Annotated in this window: 17 protein-coding genes and 1 riboswitch; of the genes, 7 read left to right on the top strand and 10 right to left on the bottom strand. The window is 75.0% G+C overall.

The features are described from left to right. Positions 1-7 precede the first annotated feature (7 nt). Both OG617_RS22025 and OG617_RS22020 read left to right on the top strand, forming a co-directional pair. Positions 8-1,078 (top strand): IS110 family transposase, encoded by a 1,071-nt coding sequence (locus OG617_RS22025; RefSeq protein WP_405094908.1) that lies wholly within the window; start codon positions 8-10, stop codon positions 1,076-1,078. Positions 1,079-1,241: 163 nt separating this feature from the next. Next, positions 1,242-1,802: a hypothetical protein gene (locus OG617_RS22020; RefSeq protein WP_405094907.1), complete on the top strand. Its 561-nt coding sequence runs from the start codon at positions 1,242-1,244 to the stop codon at positions 1,800-1,802. Between the two features lie 109 nt (positions 1,803-1,911). Here OG617_RS22020 and OG617_RS22015 read toward each other — a convergent pair whose 3' ends face one another. Continuing rightward, the gene (locus OG617_RS22015; RefSeq protein ID WP_405094906.1) at positions 1,912-2,439 is read right to left on the bottom strand and encodes an RBBP9/YdeN family alpha/beta hydrolase; all 528 of its coding nucleotides are present in this window, start codon (positions 2,437-2,439) and stop codon (positions 1,912-1,914) included. Between the two features lie 81 nt (positions 2,440-2,520). Here OG617_RS22015 and OG617_RS22010 point away from each other — a divergent pair, with 81 nt between their 5' ends. Both OG617_RS22010 and OG617_RS22005 read left to right on the top strand, forming a co-directional pair. Beyond that, the gene (locus OG617_RS22010) at positions 2,521-3,306 is read left to right on the top strand and encodes an S-adenosyl-l-methionine hydroxide adenosyltransferase family protein (RefSeq protein WP_405094905.1); all 786 of its coding nucleotides are present in this window, start codon (positions 2,521-2,523) and stop codon (positions 3,304-3,306) included. 83 nt (positions 3,307-3,389) lie between these two features. Continuing rightward, positions 3,390-3,632: a CPCC family cysteine-rich protein gene (locus tag OG617_RS22005; RefSeq protein WP_405094904.1), complete on the top strand. Its 243-nt coding sequence runs from the start codon at positions 3,390-3,392 to the stop codon at positions 3,630-3,632. A gap of 106 nt (positions 3,633-3,738) precedes the next feature. Here the strand turns inward: OG617_RS22005 and OG617_RS22000 are convergent, their stop codons facing one another. After that, positions 3,739-5,025 carry a hypothetical protein gene (locus tag OG617_RS22000; protein WP_405094903.1) on the bottom strand — a complete coding sequence of 429 codons (1,287 nt, stop codon included), beginning with the start codon at positions 5,023-5,025 and terminating at the stop codon, positions 3,739-3,741. Positions 5,026-5,133: 108 nt separating this feature from the next. On the opposite strand from OG617_RS22000, the gene OG617_RS21995 reads away from it, so the two are divergent. Both OG617_RS21995 and OG617_RS21990 read left to right on the top strand, forming a co-directional pair. Then, positions 5,134-5,997: a zinc finger domain-containing protein gene (locus OG617_RS21995; RefSeq protein WP_405094902.1), complete on the top strand. Its 864-nt coding sequence runs from the start codon at positions 5,134-5,136 to the stop codon at positions 5,995-5,997. A 208-nt stretch (positions 5,998-6,205) separates the two neighbouring features. After that, entirely contained in the window at positions 6,206-9,850 is a 3,645-nt protein-coding gene (locus OG617_RS21990) for a multicopper oxidase domain-containing protein (protein ID WP_405103883.1), read from the top strand. 4 nt (positions 9,851-9,854) lie between these two features. Here OG617_RS21990 and pspM read toward each other — a convergent pair whose 3' ends face one another. From pspM to OG617_RS21955, 7 genes are all read right to left on the bottom strand, one after another. Then, positions 9,855-10,640 (bottom strand): phage shock envelope stress response protein PspM, encoded by a 786-nt coding sequence (pspM, locus tag OG617_RS21985; RefSeq protein ID WP_405094901.1) that lies wholly within the window; start codon positions 10,638-10,640, stop codon positions 9,855-9,857. Between the two features lie 94 nt (positions 10,641-10,734). Beyond that, a complete protein-coding gene (locus tag OG617_RS21980; RefSeq protein ID WP_405094900.1) occupies positions 10,735-11,604 on the bottom strand; it encodes a PspA/IM30 family protein in 870 nt (289 codons plus the stop codon). 316 nt (positions 11,605-11,920) lie between these two features. Continuing rightward, positions 11,921-12,382, bottom strand: a complete 462-nt coding sequence (locus tag OG617_RS21975) for a helix-turn-helix domain-containing protein (protein WP_396675632.1) — start codon at positions 12,380-12,382, stop codon at positions 11,921-11,923. Positions 12,383-12,542: 160 nt separating this feature from the next. Further along, complete coding sequence (locus tag OG617_RS21970; RefSeq protein ID WP_396675634.1) at positions 12,543-13,118, bottom strand: CinA family protein; 576 nt, start codon at positions 13,116-13,118, stop codon at positions 12,543-12,545. A 161-nt stretch (positions 13,119-13,279) separates the two neighbouring features. Further along, positions 13,280-13,873, bottom strand: coding sequence for a CDP-diacylglycerol--glycerol-3-phosphate 3-phosphatidyltransferase (gene pgsA, locus OG617_RS21965; protein WP_405094899.1), 594 nt, complete (start codon positions 13,871-13,873; stop codon positions 13,280-13,282). A gap of 77 nt (positions 13,874-13,950) precedes the next feature. Beyond that, on the bottom strand, positions 13,951-15,438 hold the full coding sequence (gene rimO, locus OG617_RS21960; RefSeq protein ID WP_405103881.1) for a 30S ribosomal protein S12 methylthiotransferase RimO: 1,488 nt from the start codon (positions 15,436-15,438) through the stop codon (positions 13,951-13,953). Positions 15,439-15,589: 151 nt separating this feature from the next. Next, positions 15,590-16,513 (bottom strand): ornithine cyclodeaminase family protein, encoded by a 924-nt coding sequence (locus OG617_RS21955; RefSeq protein ID WP_405094898.1) that lies wholly within the window; start codon positions 16,511-16,513, stop codon positions 15,590-15,592. Between the two features lie 170 nt (positions 16,514-16,683). After that, a riboswitch (guanidine-III (ykkC-III) riboswitch) is annotated at positions 16,684-16,756 on the top strand. A gap of 57 nt (positions 16,757-16,813) precedes the next feature. On the opposite strand from OG617_RS21955, the gene OG617_RS21950 reads away from it, so the two are divergent. Then, positions 16,814-17,128 carry a DMT family transporter gene (locus tag OG617_RS21950; protein ID WP_405094897.1) on the top strand — a complete coding sequence of 105 codons (315 nt, stop codon included), beginning with the start codon at positions 16,814-16,816 and terminating at the stop codon, positions 17,126-17,128. A 30-nt stretch (positions 17,129-17,158) separates the two neighbouring features. Here the strand turns inward: OG617_RS21950 and OG617_RS21945 are convergent, their stop codons facing one another. Further along, entirely contained in the window at positions 17,159-19,627 is a 2,469-nt protein-coding gene (locus OG617_RS21945; protein WP_405094896.1) for a DNA translocase FtsK, read from the bottom strand.

The following is a 19,627-nucleotide window of genomic DNA, read 5'->3' as shown; positions in this document are numbered from 1 at the left end:
GACGACGATGTCTCCCATTACACGTGATGAAGCCGAGATCGAGGTCGTCGGTGGGGTCGACACTCACCAGGACACCCACACCGCGGCGGTGATCGACCTGGTCGGGCGGGTGCTGGGCACCGAGCAGTTCCCCGCGACGGCGTCCGGCTACGCCGCCCTGCTGGCCTGGATGCACGGACACGGCCGGCTAAGCCGGGTCGGAGTCGAGGGCACCGGCGCCTACGGCGCGGGACTGGTCCGCCTGCTGCGTGACGAGCAGATGCAGGTGATCGAGGTCGATCGGCCGGACCGCAAGACCCGCCGGTTCCAGGGCAAGTCCGATCCGATCGACGCGATCCAGGCCGCCCGGGCCGCGCTGGCAGGCGAACGCACCGGCACCCCCAAGCAGCGCGACGGCCGGGTCGAGGCCCTGCGCAACCTGCGGGTGGCCCGACGCAGCGCCGTTGACCAGCGCGCCGAGACCCAACGGCAGATGAAGGCCCTGATCGTCACCGCCCCCGACGAACTACGCGCCCGGTTGCGCGGCCTGAACATCACGAAACTGATCGCCACCTGCGCGAATCTGCAACCCGACCAAGCCGACGCGTCCATCCCAGCCGTCGCCGTCGCCGTCGCGCTTCGCTCGCTGGCCCGCCGCCACCAGAACCTATCCACCGAGATCGCCAACCTCGGCGAACTACTCGAACCACTGGTCGCCGCCATCAACCCGGCCCTGCTGGCCGCGAACGGCGTCGGACCCGACGTTGCCGGGCAGCTGTTGGTTAGCGCCGGCGAGAACCACGACCGGCTCGCCTCCGAAGCCGCGTTCGCCATGCTCTGCGGGGCCGCTCCGATCCCGGCCAGCTCCGGCAAGACCACCCGGCACCGGCTCAACCGCGGCGGCGACAGACAGGCCAACGCCGCGCTCTACCGCGTCGTACTCGTCCGGCTGCGATGGGACCCACGCACCCGTGACTACATGCAGCGACGCACCAAGGAAGGCATGTCCAAGAAAGAAATCATCCGCTGCCTCAAGCGCTACGTCGCCCGCGAGCTCTACCAGCTCATCACAGCAAACGATCTTCAACTCGCGGCTTGACATCTATAGGAGCATCTTTGCCGGGCCCTCGCCCCGGCCAACCGGGAGGGCCGGCCGCTGTCGCATCGCTGTCAGAGCCACCAATCAAATAGATGAATCTCTATAGTTTTCATTGTTACCGGCACCGTCGCCCATGCCTGCCGTTCCGCCACGGAGGTGGCCCGTGTCCCCCACCCACGCCCTGCCCACGTTCCGCCGCCGTCGTCCGTCGACCCTGCTCCTGGTGCTCGGCCTGGCGCTGAGCCTGGTCGCCCCCACGCTGGTCACGACACCCGCGTCGGCTCGGCTCGCCCCGCAGGCTGCCCACATCCTCTGCTACGCCGGCGGGTTCAGCGAGCCGCCGGGCCCCGGTCGCCCGGTCGCCCTGACCTGGTCGCACATCGGCAGCCGGTCCAACGGCAGCTACACCTACCGATACTGGATGGTGCAGGAGGTGAGCGGGTCGACGCTGTACTACCGGAACAGCTACGTGGCCAAATGCTCCGGCGACTCGCTGGTCTCCACCACGGAGATCACGCCGACCGACGGATTCGGCACTGCGGCCTGCACCAGCACCGTCGACCGCTACCCGACGTCGTCGGACGCCGAGCGGTTCGCCGGGCAACGCACCTCCTGGGAGCGGCCGTTCCTCACGACCCGCACGTTCCGGTACTGGCACCGGGAGTGGCTCTCGGTCAGCACCCTGCAGTGGGTCTACGGGTCCAGTTACGCGGTGAGGTGCTGAGGCACCGTTTCGCCCTCGACGTCGGCGACCATCCCCAGCCTGCCGCCGAGTGCCACGACGTACCGTTTCTCTCCTCCGCGAGGAGGGTCGATGGCGGTGGGCATTACACCTAGGGGACGGTCAATCGGGCGATCAGGTCCTCCGCCAGCGGCCACGGGCCGTACCCGTCGGCGGTGGTCACGTGCCCGGCGTCGCCGAGGTCGACCAGCTCCGCGTCCCACCGCCCGGCGTAGTGCGCCGCCCGCTCGTAAGCCATCATCGGGTCGCTGCGACTCGCGGCCAGGATCGACGGGAACGGCAGCGGGTCGTCGGGCAGCGCCGGCATCGAGGATTCGCCATCCGTCCACGGCTCGGCGATGTCGGGCGGGGCGACCAGCAGCGCCCCCCGCACCGGGCCGGGGCCGCCACGCGCCCAGAGCGCCACGGTGAGGCAACCGGCGCTGTGCGCCACCAGCACGGTCGGCTCGGCCGTCTCGCCCAGCGCGGCGGTGAGGGCGGCCAGCCGGTCCTCGGCCACGTACCGGCCGCGCCGCGCGTGGCGGACCCAGCGGTGCTCCGGGTTCCGGCCGCGCAGCCACTCCTGCCAGTGCTCGGGCAGCGGCTCGTTCCGGCCGGGCACCAGCAGCACACGGGTCACGGCCGAGAGACTAGCGTCGAGCCGGCAGCCGCGCCGCCCCCGCGCCGCGGGTGGCATGGGAGACACCCGAGTACGAGGAGGATGCCCGTGGCGTGGATCTCGCTGACCACCGACTACGGCCTCGGCGACGGGTTCGTGGCCGCCTGCCACGGGGTGATCGGGCGGCTCGCCCCGGCCGCCCGGGTGATCGACGTTACCCACCTGGTCCCGCCGGCCGACGTGCGCCGGGGTGCCGCCGTGCTCGCCCAGACGGTGCCGTACCTACCGGTCGGGGTGCACGTCGCGGTGGTCGACCCGGGGGTGGGCACCGCCCGGCGCGGGATCGCCCTGGCCACCCCGGGCGGGCTGCTGGTCGGGCCGGACAACGGGCTGCTGTTGGACGCCGCCGAGGCGCTGGGCGGCGTCACTGCCGCCGTCGAGCTGACCAACCCGGGGTGGCTGGCTCCCGAGGTCTCCCGCACCTTCCACGGCCGGGACGTCTTCGCCCCGGTCGCGGCCCGGCTGGCGCTGGGCGCCCCGCTTTCCGACGCCGGCCCGGCCGTCGACCCCGCCGACCTGGTCCGGCTTCCCGAGCCGGTGGTCCGGCCGGAGCCGGACGGCTTCACCGCCGAGGTGTTGACCGTGGACCACTTCGGCAACGTGCAGCTCGCCGCGCCGGGCGACCTGCTGGCCACGCTGCCGGCCCGGGTGTGGGTGGCCGGGCGGGCGGCGGCACACGGGCGGGCCTTCGGCGACGCCCCTCCCGGCGAGCTGGTGGTCCACGTGGACTCCGCCGGCCTGGTCGCGGCGGCGGTGAACGGCGGCCGGGCCGTCGACGTGCTCGCGGTCGGCCCGGGTGACCTGGTGTCCGTCACCGCGTACGCCTGAGCCGTCGGGAACCGTTCGGTGGGTGACGAAATCGGACCACCGCCGGACTGATGCCCGGTGGCCGCTTGTGGAATGCTCTTCCGGTGGGTGAACAATGGGTTCCGTCGGCATGCCCCTGCTGCGTATCCAAAACCGGGGGCGGCACCTGCCCGGTCTGCTTCTGGACCGACGACGGCCAGGGTGACGCCGACGCGGACGTGGTGCGGGGCGGCCCGAACGGCGACCTGAGCCTGTCCCTCGCGCGGCTCAACTTCGCCATCTACGGCGCCAGCCACCCCCGCTACCAGGACATCGTGCGCCCGGCGCGCCCCGAGGAACGCCCCTGACCCGCCCCCGGTCGTGGGGACGGGCCGGGGCGACGCCGGGCGCAGCGCCGACGCGGGACCGGGCGAGGGGCCAGGACACGAACGCCCCGGCCCCGGCGGGTGGCGGTCAGCAGCGCGGGGCGGCGCCGCCGTACACGGCGGAGATGTACGCGTGGCTGACGTACTGCCCGCTGGCGAGGCGGTTCCACCGGTTCGTGGTCCGGTAGGGGCCGCTGACGGTCTGACCGGTGACGTAGCACTGGATCGGCACGTGGGCGTGCGTGGCGGCGAGGCCACGGACGGCGTACCCGGTGCCGGGGCCGGTGCGGAGGTTGAGCGGGCCGGAGCCGATCACGCCGTGCGGGCCGGTGCCGGTCCACAGGTACGCGACGTCCACCCAGGCGTTGTCGGTGAGTTGGAGGCCGTCCCAGAAGGTGCCGTCGGCGAGGTCGACGCCGCCCGGGTTCAGCACGGTCCGGCCGAACTGGTCCCGCCCGCCGTTGTAGCCGGACTGGTACGCCGCCTGCGCCTCGGGCCTGCCCTGGGGGAGGTCCTTCCAGTTCTCCCGGACGGCGGCGGGGTTCCAGTAGTCGTCCCGGGTGTTCCACGGCCCGACGTCCCAGACCGGGGCGTACTCGCAGCGGCTGCCGCTGGTGGTGCAGACCCGGACGGTGTAGTCGCCGGTGCCGAGTGGGGAGAGCGAGCGCCGGGTCGGCAGCGCCGCGAAGTGGTCGCGGGACGTGACGACGTGCCCGTTGGCAGTGGTCCCGCCGACCAGGCCGATCCGGGTGGCGTAGACCCGGTAGACCCGGCCGGGGGTGGACGCGGCGGCGACGGCCACCCGGTCGGCGGTGAGCCGGACGGCGCGTACCGCCGGGGTGGTTCCGGCGGCGCGGGCGGTGAGCAGCACCCGGGCCTGGACCCGGGTGACCGGCTGGTCGAAGAGGGCGGCCGGGCCGGCCGTGCGCCACTCGGTCCAGCCGGCGGCGTGCCAGCCGCGCACCTGGACCTCCACTGCGGCGTCCGGGCCGGCGTCCGCGTCCACCTCGGCGCGGACCCGGGTGGCGGGTCGGGTCAGGGCGTGCTCCGGGCTCAGGTACGCGCCCTCGGCGACCGGCGTGTGCCGGTCCAGGGCGGCGGAGGTGACGGCGTGCGGGGTCCGGTCGGCCAGCCGGAGCCCGCCGTCGGCCCAGCGGGCGTTGAGGCCGCCGGCGCGGGAGAGGTCGGCGTCCCACCGCTCGGCCGGCGCGACCGCGTCGGCGGCGCGGGGAGACGCGGCGACGGCCGCCGGCAGCAGGGCGGGGGCGGGCGGGACGGGGGCGGCGGCCGGGTGGAGCGCGACGACGAAGGCGACTGCGACGGCGAGCAGCGGGGAGAGGACGAGGCGACGGGTGCGAGTACGTGGACGATTCACGTTGTTCCTCCTCAGAACCCCCTGATCGTTGCGTTTTATCAGATAGATGGGAACCTCCATACAAATGGCGATACATACGAATCCCGCTCGGGGAGGGAGAATGGCGGGGTGCCCGAAGGCGACACCGTCTGGAACACCGCCCGCGTCCTGCACCGCGCCCTCGGCGGGGCCCGGCTCACCGGCTCCGACCTGCGGGTGCCCCGGCTGGCCACCACCGACCTGACCGGCTGGACGGTGCGCGAGTCGGCCAGCCGGGGCAAGCACCTGCTGCTCCGGCTCGCCGCCCCGGAGCCGGTCGACACCCCGGCCCCGGGTGACGATCGGGCCGGCGGGACGACCCACTGGACGTTGCACTCACACCTGCGGATGGACGGGGCCTGGCGGGCGTACGCGCCGGGCGAACGCTGGACGGCCCGGCCCGCGCACCTGATCCGGGCGGTGCTGCGCGGCGCCGAGGCGGTGGCCGTCGGGTACCACCTGCACGAGCTGGCGCTGGTGCCGACGGCCGAGGAGGGTGCGCTGGTGGGGCACCTCGGGCCGGACCTGCTCGGCACCGACTGGGACCCGGCCGAGGCGGTCCGCCGGCTCGCCGCGCACCCTGAGGCGGCGATCGGGGAGGCGCTACTCGACCAGCGCAACCTGGCCGGCGTGGGCAACCTGTACAAGTGCGAGGTGCTGTTCCTGCGCGGGATCTCGCCGTGGACCCCGGCCGGCGCGGTGCCCGACCTGGCCGGCACGGTGACGCTCGCGCAGAAGCTGCTGGCGGCCAACCGGGGGCGGTGGACCCAGAGCACCACCGGCTCGCTGCACCGGGGGCGGACCAGCTACGTGTACGGCCGGCGGGCCCAGCCCTGCCGCCGCTGCGGCACCGCGATCCGCAAGGAGGAGCTGGGCGAACGGGTCACCTACTGGTGCCCGGCCTGCCAACCCGCCCCGCCGGGCGCCGCGCCGCCCCGACCGGCGCCTTCCTGACCCCGGCAGACGGGCCGGTCGACACCACTGACCTGCCCAGACGCGCCCGTCCCAGGGTCCGGGACATCCGCAGATACGGACGATTGGGTAATTCCTAACCCGGGGTCCGGCGTCGCATGCTGCGGTTGAATGCTCACCGATCGTCAACAGGCGCAGCCGGCCGCCCCGAGGGAGTGGCGGTCGGCCCGCCTCGATCCCGGGGAGAGCCATCGTGCTGTTCCGCAGACTGCGCCCCAACCTCACCGGCCGGGCCGTCCGCACCGGCCGGGAGGGCGGGCCGACCGTGCCGGCGGCCCGGGCCGCCGAGGAGGCCGCCCCCGCCCCGGCCAGCCTCGACCCGGCCGCGGTCCCCCGCTGCTTCGGGCCGGTGCCCAACTTCGCCGCCAGCCCGCTTCCGGTCCCCGACGGGCGGGGCGGGACGATCCCCGGCACCGGCCTGCGCAAGTTCGTCGACGCGCTGCCGGGCCCGGGCGAGGCGGGCCGCACCGAGCTGGGCGGGTACCTGCCGGTGGCCGTACCCGACACCATCACCTGGCCGGGCTGCGACTACTACGAGATCGGCCTCCAGGAGTACGCCCAGCGCCTGCACCGCGACCTGCCCGCCACCCGGCTGCGCGGCTACCGGCAGCTCAACCTGGGCACCGACGGCTCCGGGCACAACACGGTCGCCCCGCCCGACCGGCCGTACCTGCTCGGGCCGGTGATCGTGGCCCGGCGGGGCCGGCCGGTACGGATCAAGTTCATCAACCAGCTCCCCACCGGGCGGGCCGGCGACCTGTTCCTGCCCGTCGATCCGACCCTCGACGGGGCGGGGGCCGGGCCGCTGGACGGGCCGGCGCCGTACCCGCAGAACCGGGCCGTGCCGCACCTGTACGGCGGGCAGACCGGCTGGATCAGCGCCGGCAACCCGTGGCAGTGGGTGACCCCGGCCGGCGAGATCACCCCGTACCCGACGGGGGTGGGGCTGACCCACGTGCCGGACATGCCGCCGCCCGGCCACGGGGCGACGACCCTGTACTACCCGAACGAGCAGAGCGGCCGGCTGATGTGGCTGCACGACAACACGCTCGGCCTGTCCCGGCTCACCGTCCACTCCGGTCAGCTCGCGCTCTACCTGCTCACCGACCCGGCCGAGGAGCGCCTCGTCGCCGACGGGGTGCTGCCCGCCGAGCAGTTGCCGCTGGTGATCCAGGACCGCACCTTCGTGCCGGACGACACCCAGCTCGCCGCCCAGGACCCGACCTGGGACCGGGACCGCTGGGGGGCCCGGGGCAGCCTGTGGCACCCGCACGTCTACCAGCCCCGGCAGAACCCGTACCGGGCCTCGGGCGGCAACCCGACCGGCCGCTGGGACTACGGCCCGTGGACCGGCCCGCCGCCGGGCCGGGAGGCGGCGGCCCGACCGGGGCCGGACCCGGAGACCGACGGCCGTCCGGCCGGGCCGGCGCCGAACCCGCACCACGACCCGGTCGCCGCCCCCGACGAGCCGCCGCTGGCCCCGGGCGTGCCGCACCCGTCGGCGGTGCCGGAGGCGTACGGCGACACCCCGCTGGTCAACGGCCTCGCCTACCCGTACCTGACGGTGGCGCCGAGGGCGTACCGGTTCCGGATCCTCAACGCCTGCGCGGACCGCGGCCTGAACCTCCAGCTCTACCGGGCCCGCTCGGACGGCCCGATGTGGGGCCCGGACGGCGAGCTGAGCGACGCGGGCGCGGGCGAGGTGCCGATGGTGGAGGCGGTCCGCTCCCCCGGCCGCCCGGCGCACTGGCCCACGGACGGCCGCGACGGCGGGGTGCCGGATCCCGCCGCGGCCGGGCCGGAGTTCGTCCAGGTCGGCAACGAGTGCGGGTTGCTGCCCGCCCCCGTGGTGCTGCCCAACCGCCCGGTGGGCTACCGGTACGACCGGCAGGACCCGACTGTGCTGAACGTCGACGGGCACACCCTGCTGCTCGCCCCCGGGGAACGGGCCGACGTGGTGGTCGACTTCTCCGCCGTCCCGCCCGGGGCCACGGTGATCCTGTACAACGACTGCCCGGCCCCGCTGCCCCGGTTCGACCCCCGCTACGACCACCACACCGACGCGCCGGACCGCACCGCCGTCGGCGGGATCGACGGCACCCGCCCCGGGTACGGGCCGAACACCCGAACCCTGCTCCAGTTCCGGGTGGCCGGCGAGCCCGCCGAGCCGTTCGACCTGGCCCGGCTCGCCGACCGGCTGCCCGCCGCGTACGCGGCCAGCCAGCGCCCGCCGATCGTGCCCCAGCCGGCGTACGACGCCGCGTTCGGCACCCGCACGGCCGGGGACACCGTGGTCACGGCGCACGCCACCTCGGTCAGCTTCACCCCGGCCGGGGCCGCCGTCCCGGTGACCCTGCCGCTGGCGGTCAAGGCGGTGGGGCAGGTGTTCGAGCCGGCGTACGGGCGGGTGGCCGGCCGGCTCGGGGTCGCCCACCCGAACGCCGGCCCGCTCGGCCCGGTGACCCTGCCGCTCGGGCCGGTCGACCCGGCCACCGAGACCCTGGTGATCGCCGACCCGACGGTCCCGATCGGCGCCCCCGCCGACGGCACCCAGCTCTGGCGGATCATCGGGGACGCCGGGCAGACCCACCCCGTGCACGTCGCCGGCTGCGACGTGCAGCTCGTCAACCGTGTCGGCCGGGACGGCACGATCCGCCTGCCGGAGGCCAACGAGCTGGGCTGGAAGGAGACGGTCCGGGTCAACCCCCGGGAGGACGTGATCGTGGCGCTGCGCCCCGTCGCACCCGTCCTGCCGTTCAAGCTCGGCGACAGCGTCCGGCTGCTCGACCCGACGCGCCCGGCCGGCGCCCGGATCGGCTCGACCCCGGTCAGCCCGCTCGACGGCCGGCCGGCGGCGGTGGTGAACCAGCTGGTCAACATGGGCTGGGAGTACCGCTGGCACAGCCAGCTCGGCGGCCACCGGGATCAGGGCATGAGCCGCCCGCTGGTGCTGCGGGTCGCCCCGAAGGCCCCGACCGGGCTGACGGCCACGCCGGTGGCCGGATCGGCGACCGTGCTGCCGGCGATCGCGCTGACCTGGACCGGCAACGGCAGCCACCCGCAGGCCCGCAGCCACCTGCTCCAGCGGGCCACCGACATCGCGTTCACCGAGGGGGTCACCGCGATAACGGTGGCCGCCGCCGCCAGCCGGTACACCGACGCGACGGTCACCCCGGGGGTGACGTACCACTACCGGATCCGGGCGGAGAACGAGGTGAGCTGCTCGGCCTGGTCCAACGGGGTGCCGGCGACGGTCCGGCTCGCCGCCCCGGCCGGGCTGGTCGCGGCGATCCCGCCGGCAGCGCCGCCGCGGGTGGCGCTGCGCTGGGCGAACCGCTCCTTCGCCACCGGCGTGGACGTGCAGCGGGCCACCAACCCCACGTTCACCAGCGGGCCGGTGACCACCGCGATCGGGGTGGACGGGCAGCACGTGGACGCCGTGGTCGCCCCGGAGACCACCTACTACTACCGGGTGCGGACCACCTACCTGGGGACGGCGTCGCCGTGGTCGACGGTCGCCACCGTCACCACCCCGCCCCGCCCCGCGCCGCCCACGGCGCTGGCCGGCGCCGCGAGCGCCCCCGCACCCGACACGGCGGCGGTGGCGCTGACCTGGGCGGCGGGGCCGCCGGGCGGGCCGGGGGCGGGTTTCGTGGTGCAGCGGGCCCTCGACCCGGCGTTCGAGCGGGAGGTCGTCGCGTTCACGGTGCACGGGCGGGGGTTCACCAACACCGGGCTGGCCCGGGGCGTGACGTATCACTACCGGGTGCGGTCGTTCAACGTGGTCGGCAGCTCGCCGTTCACCCCGGCGGTGGCGGTGAGCACCCCCAAGTGAACGGTCAGCGGGTGGGGGCGCGCAGGGGGTCGCCGACCGCGCGCAGCTCGGCCAGTGCCGAGGCCACCCCGTGCAGCAGGTCGGTCGCCTCGGCGAGCCGGGACGCGGCGGCGTGCTCGCTGGTGGGGCGGGCGTCCTCGGCCAGGTAGCCGGCGGCGGCCACCACCAGCCGCTCGTACGCGGCCACCCCGCTCTCGAGCTGCCCGGACAGTTCCCGGTGGGCCTCGGCGAGCGGGGCCCGGGCGTCGGCCGGGGCGAGCCGCAGGGCCCGCTCGACGCTGGCCGTCCGCCCGGCCAGCTCGCGCAGCGAGCGGTCGGCGGCGGCGGCCTCCAGCACGGCCGGCTCGGCCAGCCCGGTCAGCCGGCCGGTCATCCCGCCGAGGGTCAGCGCGGCCCGGTCCAGCCGGGCCCACGGCTCGGCCACGCTGGTGCCCCGCAGGGCCAGCCGGGACCGGGCCCGGCGCACCTCGGCCACTATCCCCTGCCCGGCCGGGAGCCGTTCCACGGCGGCGACCAGCCGGGCCCGGGACCGGGCGGCGGCCTCGGCGGGGTCGAGTGCCGGGGGCGCGGGGCGGGCCGCGAGGGCCCGCAGGTCGATCCAGCGCCAGGCGGCCAGGGCCACCGCGCTGCCCGCGGCGCCGGCCCAGGCCGCGTCGGGCAGCCCGAGCCCGGCGTACGGGGTCAGCACGGCCGCCGCCCCGGTCAGACCGCCGCCCAGGACGCTCCACCGGCGCGCGGCCCGCCGCAGCCGGCGCAGCTCGCGGAAGTAGCGTGCTCGCTCGTCTGCCATGCGTGCCTCCTCACTCCGGCCGCCCGGCCGACGACGCTGACGCCGCCCGGCCCGACCGCCCCTGGTGCCGCCCGACCAGCGGCGCTGGTGCCGCTCAGCTGGCGGCGGTGGTGTCCCCGGTGCCGCGCTCCTGGCCCATGCTGGCCCGGATCTGGTCGAGCCGGGCCGCGGCGGCCGGGTCGGCGGTCGGAGCGGCCTGCCCCTGCCCCGCCGCCGAGCCGTCCTGCCGGCCGGCGAGCTGCTCGCCGGCCATGCTGGAACGGATCTGCTCCAGCCGGGACGAGCCGGCCGAGTCCAGGGACGCCTTCTGGATCTCCAGCATCCGACCCTCGACGGAGTTGCCGGCCAGCTCGGCGCGGCCCATCGCGGTGGCGTAGCGCTGCTCGATCCGGTCCCGCACCTCGTCCAGCGAGGGGGTGCTGCCGGAGGCCGTCAGCGAGGACATCGACTCCAGCGAGCGCGCCACGCTCTCCTGCATCTTGGCCTGCTCCAGCTGGCTGAGCAGCTTGGTGCGCTCGGCCAGCTTCTGCTGGAGGATCATGGAGTTGTTCTCCACCGCCCGGCGGGCCTGCGCGGCGGCGCCGAGCGCCTGGTCGTGCAGGGTCTTCAGGTCCTCCGTGGCCTGCTCGGCCGAGACGAGCTGGGTGGCCAGCATCTGGGCGGTCTGCTCGTACTTGCCGGCCTCCGCCTCGTCGCCGCGGGCCCGGGCCTGGTCGGCGAGGACCAGGGCCTGCCGGGCGTTGCCCTGGAGCCGCTCGACCTCGGACATCTGCCGGGACAGCTTCAGCTCCAGCTGACGCTGGTTGCCGATCACCGCCGCCGCCTGCTGGACCAGCGCCTGGTGCTGACGCTGCGCCTCCTCGACGGCCTGCTGAATCTGCACCTTGGGGTCGGCGTGCTCGTCGATCCGGGCACCGAAGAGCGCCATCAGGTATTTCCAGCCCTTGACGAACGGGTTCGCCATCTCCGCGGTATCCCCTCAGTAGAGTCGCGCCGCCCCGACCGTGCCGGGCGGTCCGGCCGGCGGTCGCACGCGGCAGTGAAGCCATGGTCCCAGCCGGGCGCCAGCCCGGCATCCGTACAGCCACGAGCGGCACGCGCCGCCGTCTGATCAACAGTACGCGGCGCGGGAAAGCCCGGCCACGTCGTCGGGTGGCCGGGGTCGCACCTGCCGCGCGGGCGGGCGGGTGGCGTCGGGGCCCCGCAACGAGGCGATCCTGGGCGCGGTCGGCGTCCGGGGTGGGCCGCGCGGCGGGCTGTCGATCAGGCGGTGGGCCGGATCAGGCGGCGCAGACGACGTCGCGGTCGCGGTCGCGGTCGGCGGGGCGCACCCGCGTGCTGCGCAGGGTGGCCTTCAGCGGCGAGTCCTGGTGCACCGCGACCGACACCGAGCCGCCCGTGGAGACCTGGCGCATCCCTCGGCCGGCGGCGTTGCGGACGGAAGCGCGGCCCACCGGTGTCTGCTCGACGGGCTCGTCCTGCACCGGCATCAGCACCCCCGGGAGCTGCTCGGCGAGCGCCACCGTGTCGCTGACCTCGCGGAGCAGCTCGGAGAGGCGGGCACCGAGGGCGGCGCAGATGGCGGCCAGCAGCTCGCTGGAGGGCTCCTTCTGGCCGCGCTCGATCTCGGACAGGTAGCCCAGGCTCACGTTCGCTGCGGAGGAGACCTCGCGCAGGGTGCGCTGCTGCCCCTGCCGGCGCGCCCGCAGTGCGTCACCGATCACCCGGCGTAGCAGGACCATCGCACCTCCCCTGACTGGTCTCACCCCTCCGACGGCGGTCGTTCCCGGCGCGGTGTACCGCGCCGGTGCCGACGACACGCGTCGGAGCCTTCCCGCAACCGTACCCGCTGCCGGCCCCGGTGACATCCCACCCCGCCCCACCATCTCCAGCGGCGGCCGCTCAGCGCCCACCCGTCGCGGCGGTCGCGGGATCGCCGTCGGCGGCGGCCTGCGTGCCTGGCACCGTCGCCGCATCCGCCGCGTGGATCCGCTGGGCGAGCAGCCGCAGCGCCTCGATCACCGTGGCGGAGCGGATGTGGTCCCGGCCGCCGTCCAGGTCGAGCCGGGTGACCTCGGCGCCGCCCGGCCCGGCGACGGCGACGTAGACCAGCCCGACCGGCTTGCCGCCCTGCGGCTGCGGCCCGGCCACGCCGGTGGTGGCCAGCCCCCAGTCGGCCCCGCAGCGCCGCCGGCCGCCCTCGGCCAGGGCGAGGGCCACGTCCGGGTCGACCGGTCCGCGGTCGGCCAGCAGGTCCTCCGGTACGCCGGCCAGCCACGCCTTCAGTTCGGTGGCGTACACGATCAACCCGCCCCGGTAGACGCCGCTCACCCCGGCGATCTCCACGATCGAGGCGGAGAGCAGCCCGCCGGTGAGCGACTCCACGGTCGCCAGCGTCTCGTGCCGCTGGGCGAGGCGGTGCACCACCCCGGCCGCCGGGCTGCCGACCGGCCGCCGCCCGTTCGCATCCGTCCCCATGCCCACGTTCCTTTCCCCGCCGCTGCCGCCCTACGCCACCCCGTCCACGCATCCTCCCGCCCACCACCGTGATCATGTGGTGGTCGCCCGGACACGCCGGGCGGGCCGCCGGCCACCCGGTGACCAACGGGCTCCGGGAAGGCCGGGGCCGGCTGGCTGGGTCAGGGGCGGGGCCGACGGAGCCGGAGGGCCTGGGCGATGTAGTCGAAGCCGGTGACCACCGTGACGACCACCGCAGCGGCCATGATCCAGGGGCCGACGGCGGCGAGGGCCAACGGCATCGGCCAGAGGTACCAGGTGATCGCGAGGATCTGGAGCGCGGTCTTGATCTTGCCGCCTCGGCTGGCCGCGATGACGCCGTGCCGGATCACCCAGAACCGCAAGGCCGTGATGCCCAGCTCGCGGACCAGGATCAGCGCGGTCACCCACCAGGGCAGCAGGTCGTACCAGGACAGCAGCACCAGGGCCGCGCCGGTGAGCGCCTTGTCGGCGATCGGGTCGGCAACCTGGCCCACGGAGGTGACCAGGCCGAAGCGGCGGGCGATCCAGCCGTCCACCAGGTCGGTGGCCGAGGCGAAGACGAAGATCAGGCAGGCCACGATCCGCCACCCGGAGTGGCTCATCGCCGACACCACGACCATCGCCACGAAGACCGGCACCAGCACCAGCCGCAGCAGGGTCAGCAGGTTGGCCGCGTTGAGCACCGGCACCCGGGCGACCACCGGCGACGGCGTCGACTCCGCCGCCGGAGTCACCGGCGTGCCCCGACCGGGCCGCCGTGGCGTACCTGGCACCGCACCACGTGGCTCCCCCGCTCTCTCAGGGCCCGCCGTCACCGTGCCGCGCCGGGCGCCGCCGAGATCATCTCATCCGGGACGGCGACCAGGTCCACCCCTTCGGTGGCGGTGACCGTCGCCCGCACCAGGTCGCCGGGGCGCAGCGCGGCCAGGTCCACGCCACCCTCGCCCGGGGCGACCAGGGTGGTCGAGCCGTCGACCTCGGGGGCCTGGTGCGCCGCCCGGCCCTCGATCACGCCGTCGTCGACCGAGTCGACCAGCACCTCGACCGTGGAGCCGAGCCGCTCCTCGGCGCGCTGCGAGCACAGCTCGTCGGCGAGCGCGCTGAGCCTGTCGTACCGGCGCTTGATCGTGGCGGCGGAGACCTTGCCGGGCAGGCCGGCGGCCTCGGTGCCATCCTCGTCGCTGTAGTCGAACATGCCGATCGCGTCGAGCCGGGCCTCGGTGAAGAACCGGACCAGCTCGTCGATGTCGGCGCGGGTCTCGCCGGGGAAGCCGACGATGAAGTTGCTCCGCGCACCGGCCTGCGGGGCCAGGGCGCGGGCGGAGGCCAGCAGCTCCAGGAACCGGTCGGTGGAGCCGAAACGGCGCATCCGGCGCAGCACCGACTCGCTGGAGTGCTGGAACGACAGGTCGAAGTACGGCGCGACGCCCGGCGTGCCGGCGATCGCCTCGACCAGCCCGGGCCGGGTCTCGGCGGGCTGGAGGTAGCTCACCCGGACCCGGACGATGCCGGACACGGCGGCGAGCTGCGGCAGAAGCTTCTCCAGCGCCCGGGGGTCGCCCAGGTCCTTGCCGTACGACGTCGAGTTCTCGCTGACCAGCACCAGCTCCCGGACGCCGCTGCGGGCCAACCACTCCGCCTCGGCGAGCAGCTCGTCGGGCGTACGCGAGACGAAGGCGCCCCGGAAGGCCGGGATGGCGCAGAACGCGCAGCGCCGGTCGCAGCCGCTGGCCAGCTTCAGCGACGCCACCGGGCCGGTGTCGAGCCGGTGTCGCAGCACCTGGCGCAGGTGGGCCGGGGTGTGCTCGTCGGTCTGCACGACCGCCCGCGGGGTGCCGTGGCCGGGCAGCGAGACCGCGCTGTCCCGCCGGGCGACCGGGGTCAGCGGCAGCAGCTCGCGCCGGTCGCGCGGGGTGTGCGCGTCGAACGCCTCGCCGGCCACGACCGCGTCGAGCCGGGCGGCGATGTCCGGGTAGTCGTCGAAGCTCAGCACCGCCTGCGCCTCGGGCAGGCTGTCGGCCAGCTCCCGGCCGTACCGCTCGGCCATGCAGCCGGCGGCGACCACCTTCGCGCCGGTGTCGGCGGCGGCCAGCAGCGTCTGGATCGAGTCCTGCTTGGCCTTCTCCACGAAGCCGCAGGTGTTGACGACCACCACGTCGGCGCCCTCGCCGTCGGTGGTCACCTCCCAGCCGTCGGCGTGCAGCCGGGCAGCCAACTCCTCCGAGTCGACCTCGTTACGGGCGCAGCCCAGCGTCAGCAGGGCGACGCGGCGGCCGGTGGCGGCGGACGACGGCTCCAGGTCGCGGCGCGGCGCCAGGCGCGCCGAGCTGGAGTGGTCGGAAGGGGAGGTGGCAGACACCCTCCGAGGGTACCGGGCGTGCGGAGGCCGCCCGGCAACGGCGGTCGCCACCCACGGCGCCGACTGCCGGGGGCCGGGGGCCGGCCCGCCGTCAGAGCCGGGCCGCGCCGACCCGGACCAGGCGGTCGAGCAGGAAGACCTCCGTGCCGGCCAGGCCGGTGGAGCAGAACACCGACACCTGGTCCGCGCCGGTCCGCCCCGGGGCCGCCCCGGCCAGCACCGCGCCCAGGTCGGCCAGCCGCCCCACGTACGGGGGCAGCGCGGCGAGCATCGGCGGGTCGTACGCCATCGCCTGGGCCGGCGAGTCCGTGACCAGGACGTCGGCGGCGGCCAGCAGATCGGTGCCGAACTCGGCCCGGCCGCGCTGCTTGAAGCCGACCGCGTTGACGTGCGCGCCCGGGGCCAGGTCGGCGGCGGCCAGCACCGGCGTGTGGCTGGTGGTGGCGAGCACCACGACGTCCCTGCCGGCCACGGCGGCCCGGGCAGTGGCCACGGCGCGGGCCGGGATGCCCAGCTCGGCGCGGACCCGGGCGGCGAACGCCTCCCGGCGGGCCGCCGAGCGGCTGTGCACGGTCACCTCGCGCAGCGGGCGCACGGCGGCGGCGGCCCAGACCTGGGTCCACGCCTGCCCGCCTGAGCCGATCACGCCGAGGGTGGCCGCGTCCGGTCGGGCCAGCGCGTCGACCGCCACCCCGCCCAGCCCTCCGGTGCGCCGGGAGCCCAGCTCCTCGCCGACGGCGACCGCCCGCACGGCCCCGGTCCGCCCGTCGTGCAGGACGACGAGCTGCTCACCCTGCGGATGGCCGAACGTGTCGTACGTGCGGTAGCCGTACCACTCGTCGGTGAGCTGCCCGGCGGTGAGGACCATCCGGCCGCCGCCCAGCGGGGCGGACGCCCGGGGCGGCGCGACCAGCCGGCCGGCGTGGGCGGCGAGCAGGGCGTCCCGCATCGCGGCCACGGTGGTGGACGCGTCGAGGACGGCGGCGACCTCCCGGTCGGAGACGAGCAGAGCCATGCCGGCAATACTGATACTTGAACTCAACTTCATGTCAATCGCCGTGCCCGACCTCACCCCCTACCCGCCGATACATGAGGGGGTGACCCGCGCAACGGGCATTGTCACCCTCTCGCCTGTCACGACTGCGTGATCGGCGGGGTGGGCGGGACATGGTGCTAGCGTCGGGGGCGGTGGCCGAGGCACGACAACGGCCGTCCCGGACGAGGGTGGGCGTACCCGGTAAGGCCAAGACGCCCGCGAGTTGTGCCCACTCGTCCCGGTCCCCGGCGGTCCGGGCCCCCGCAAAGGTGACGTCTCATGGCCTGGATCGTGTTGGTGGTCTCCGGAATCCTGGAGACGGCGTGGGCGATCGCCCTCGACCGCAGCGCCGGCTTCAGCCGCCCCCTCCCCTCGCTCGTCTTCGCCGTCACGCTGGTGCTCAGCATGCTGGGGCTGGCGTACGCGCTGCGGGAGATCCCCGTCGGCACCGGCTACGCGGTCTGGGTCGGCATCGGCGCGGTCGGCACCGCGCTGGTCGGGATGCTGGCGCTGGGCGAGTCGACCAACCTGCCCCGGATCCTCTGCCTGCTGCTGGTGGTGGCCGGGGTGGTCGGCCTGAAGGTCTTCCACTGACGCCGTGGGATCCCCGTCCCGTCGGCGCGGTCAGTCCCCCGCGCCGCGCAGGCCGGCCAGGACCTCCTCCAGCTCGTCCGGCTTGACCAGCACGTCACGGGCCTTGGAACCCTCCGACGGGCCGACCACGCCCCGGGTCTCCATCAGATCCATCAGCCGGCCCGCCTTGGCGAAGCCGACCCGCAGCTTGCGCTGGAGCATCGAGGTCGAGCCGAACTGCGAGGTGACCACCAGCTCGACCGCCTGCACCAGCAGGTCCAGGTCGTCGCCGATCTCCTCGTCGACCTTCTTCCGGGTGTCCTGCGCCGGGGCCAGCACGTCCGGGCGGAACTCCGGCTCGCGCTGGTCCTTGCAGAACTTCACCACGTCGGCGATCTCGCGCTCCGTGACCCAGGCGCCCTGGATCCGGACCGGCTTCGACGCGCCCATCGGCAGGAACAGGCCGTCGCCTCGGCCGAGCAGCTTCTCCGCGCCCGGCTGGTCCAGGATGACCCGCGAGTCGGCCAGCGACGAGGTGGCGAACGCCAGCCGGGACGGCACGTTGGCCTTGATCAGGCCGGTCACCACGTCGACCGAGGGGCGCTGGGTGGCCAGCACCAGGTGGATGCCGGCCGCGCGGGCGAGCTGGGTGATCCGGACGACCGAGTCCTCCACGTCCCGAGGGGCGACCATCATCAGGTCGGCCAGCTCGTCGACGATCACCAGCAGGTACGGGTACGGCCGCATCTCCCGCTCGCTGCCCGGCGGGGCTGTGATCTCCCCACTGCGCACCTTGCGGTTAAAGTCGTCGAGGTGCCGGACCCCGTTGGCGGCGAGGTCGTCGTAGCGCATGTCCATCTCGCGGACGACCCACTCCAGCGAGTCGGCCGCCTTCTTCGCGTTGGTCACGATCGGGGTGACCAGGTGCGGGATGCCCTCGTAGCCGGTCATCTCGACCCGCTTCGGGTCGATCAGCAGCAGCCGCACCTCGTCCGGAGTCGCCCGGGTGAGGATGGACACCAGCAGGGTGTTGAGGCATGAGGATTTCCCGGCCCCGGTGGCGCCCGCGATCAGAATGTGAGGCATCTTCGCGAGGTTGGCCACCACGTACCCGCCCTCGATGTCCTTGCCGAGGGCCACCACCATCGGATGGTGGTCGCTGGTGGCCACCCGCGAGCGCAGCACGTCACCGAGGGCCACGTTCTCCGGGTCGGTGTTCGGGATCTCCACGCCGACCGCGCTCTTGCCCGGGATCGGGCTGAGGATCCGCACGTCCGGCGACTTCACCGCGTACGCGATGTTGCGGGAGAGCTGGGTGATCCGCTCGACCTTGACGCCCGACCCCAGCTCGACCTCGTACCGGGTGACCGTCGGGCCCCGGGTGAAGCCGGTGACCGCGGCGTCCACCCCGAACTGGTCGAACACCCCGGTCAGCGCCGCGATCACCTCGTCGTTGGCCTTGCTCCGGGTCTTCGGCGCGGCACCGCCGCTGAGGATGTTGGCCGGCGGCAGCATGTAGTCGCCGGACAGGCCGCTGAGCGCGAGCTGCTCGGCCCGGGTGGGCGCGGGCGAGTGCTCCGGCGGCTCGACCGGCTTACGGGTGGCGGGCACCTTCGCCGGGGGCTTGCGGGGCAGCACCACCGTCTCCTGGAGGTCGACCCCCTCGTACCCCTCCTCGAAGTCGTCCGGGTCAGGCAGCGGCGGCGCGGCGCGCTTGGCCGGGCGGCGGCGGGCCGGCTTCTTCTCGACCACCTCCACCACCTCGACCTCGTCGACGGCCGGCGGCGTGCCGACCACCGCCCCGGCGAGCAGCCCGAGCCGCTCCGGGATCTTGTTGATCGGGGTGGCGGTGACCACCAGCAGGCCGAAGACCAGCAGGAGGAGCAGCAGCGGCACGGCCACCCAGGCGGTGACGGCGCTCTCCAGCAGGTCGCCGATGCCCGCGCCGATCAGGCCGCCGGCGTAGTCGCGCTGGACCGAGTCCACCGGGTTCTGTCCGATGTGCAGCATCGCCGCCGTGGCGACCAGCATGGACCCCCAGCCGACCAGGCCCCGACCGCGGTGCTCCGGATCGGCCTGCGTGCGCATCAACCGCCACGCGCCGATCGACAGCAGCACCGGCACGACGACCGAGATCGCCCCGAGGAAGAGCCGGACCGAGTCCGCGAGCCGGGCGCCCAGCGGACCGGCCCCGGAGAACCAGATGGCCACCGCGCTGAGCAGGGCGAGGCCGAGCAGCAGCAGGCCGCCACCGTCGCGGCGGTGTTCCGGGTCGAGGTCGCGGGCCGAGGCGGCCTGCCGGCCGGCGGCCCGCACCGCCCAGCCGACGCCGTGCGCCAGCCCCATCCACACCGTGCCGATCGCGCGGCCCACGTGGTGTGCCCGGCCGGGCCGCGCGGCGGTGCGCCGCCGGGGCGCCGCCTTGGTGGTCTTCTTCGCCGGCTGACGGGCACGACTGTTCGTGGTGCCACGCGGCGACGCGCCGCGTCGCCGACTCGCCTGAGAGGTACGGCCCGCCAT

Source organism: Micromonospora sp. NBC_01412, assembly GCF_045040215.1.
Lineage (GTDB): Bacteria > Actinomycetota > Actinomycetes > Mycobacteriales > Micromonosporaceae > Micromonospora > Micromonospora rubida.
Note: the sequence above shows the minus strand (reverse complement) of the source record. Positions and strands in the feature narration are given on the sequence as shown.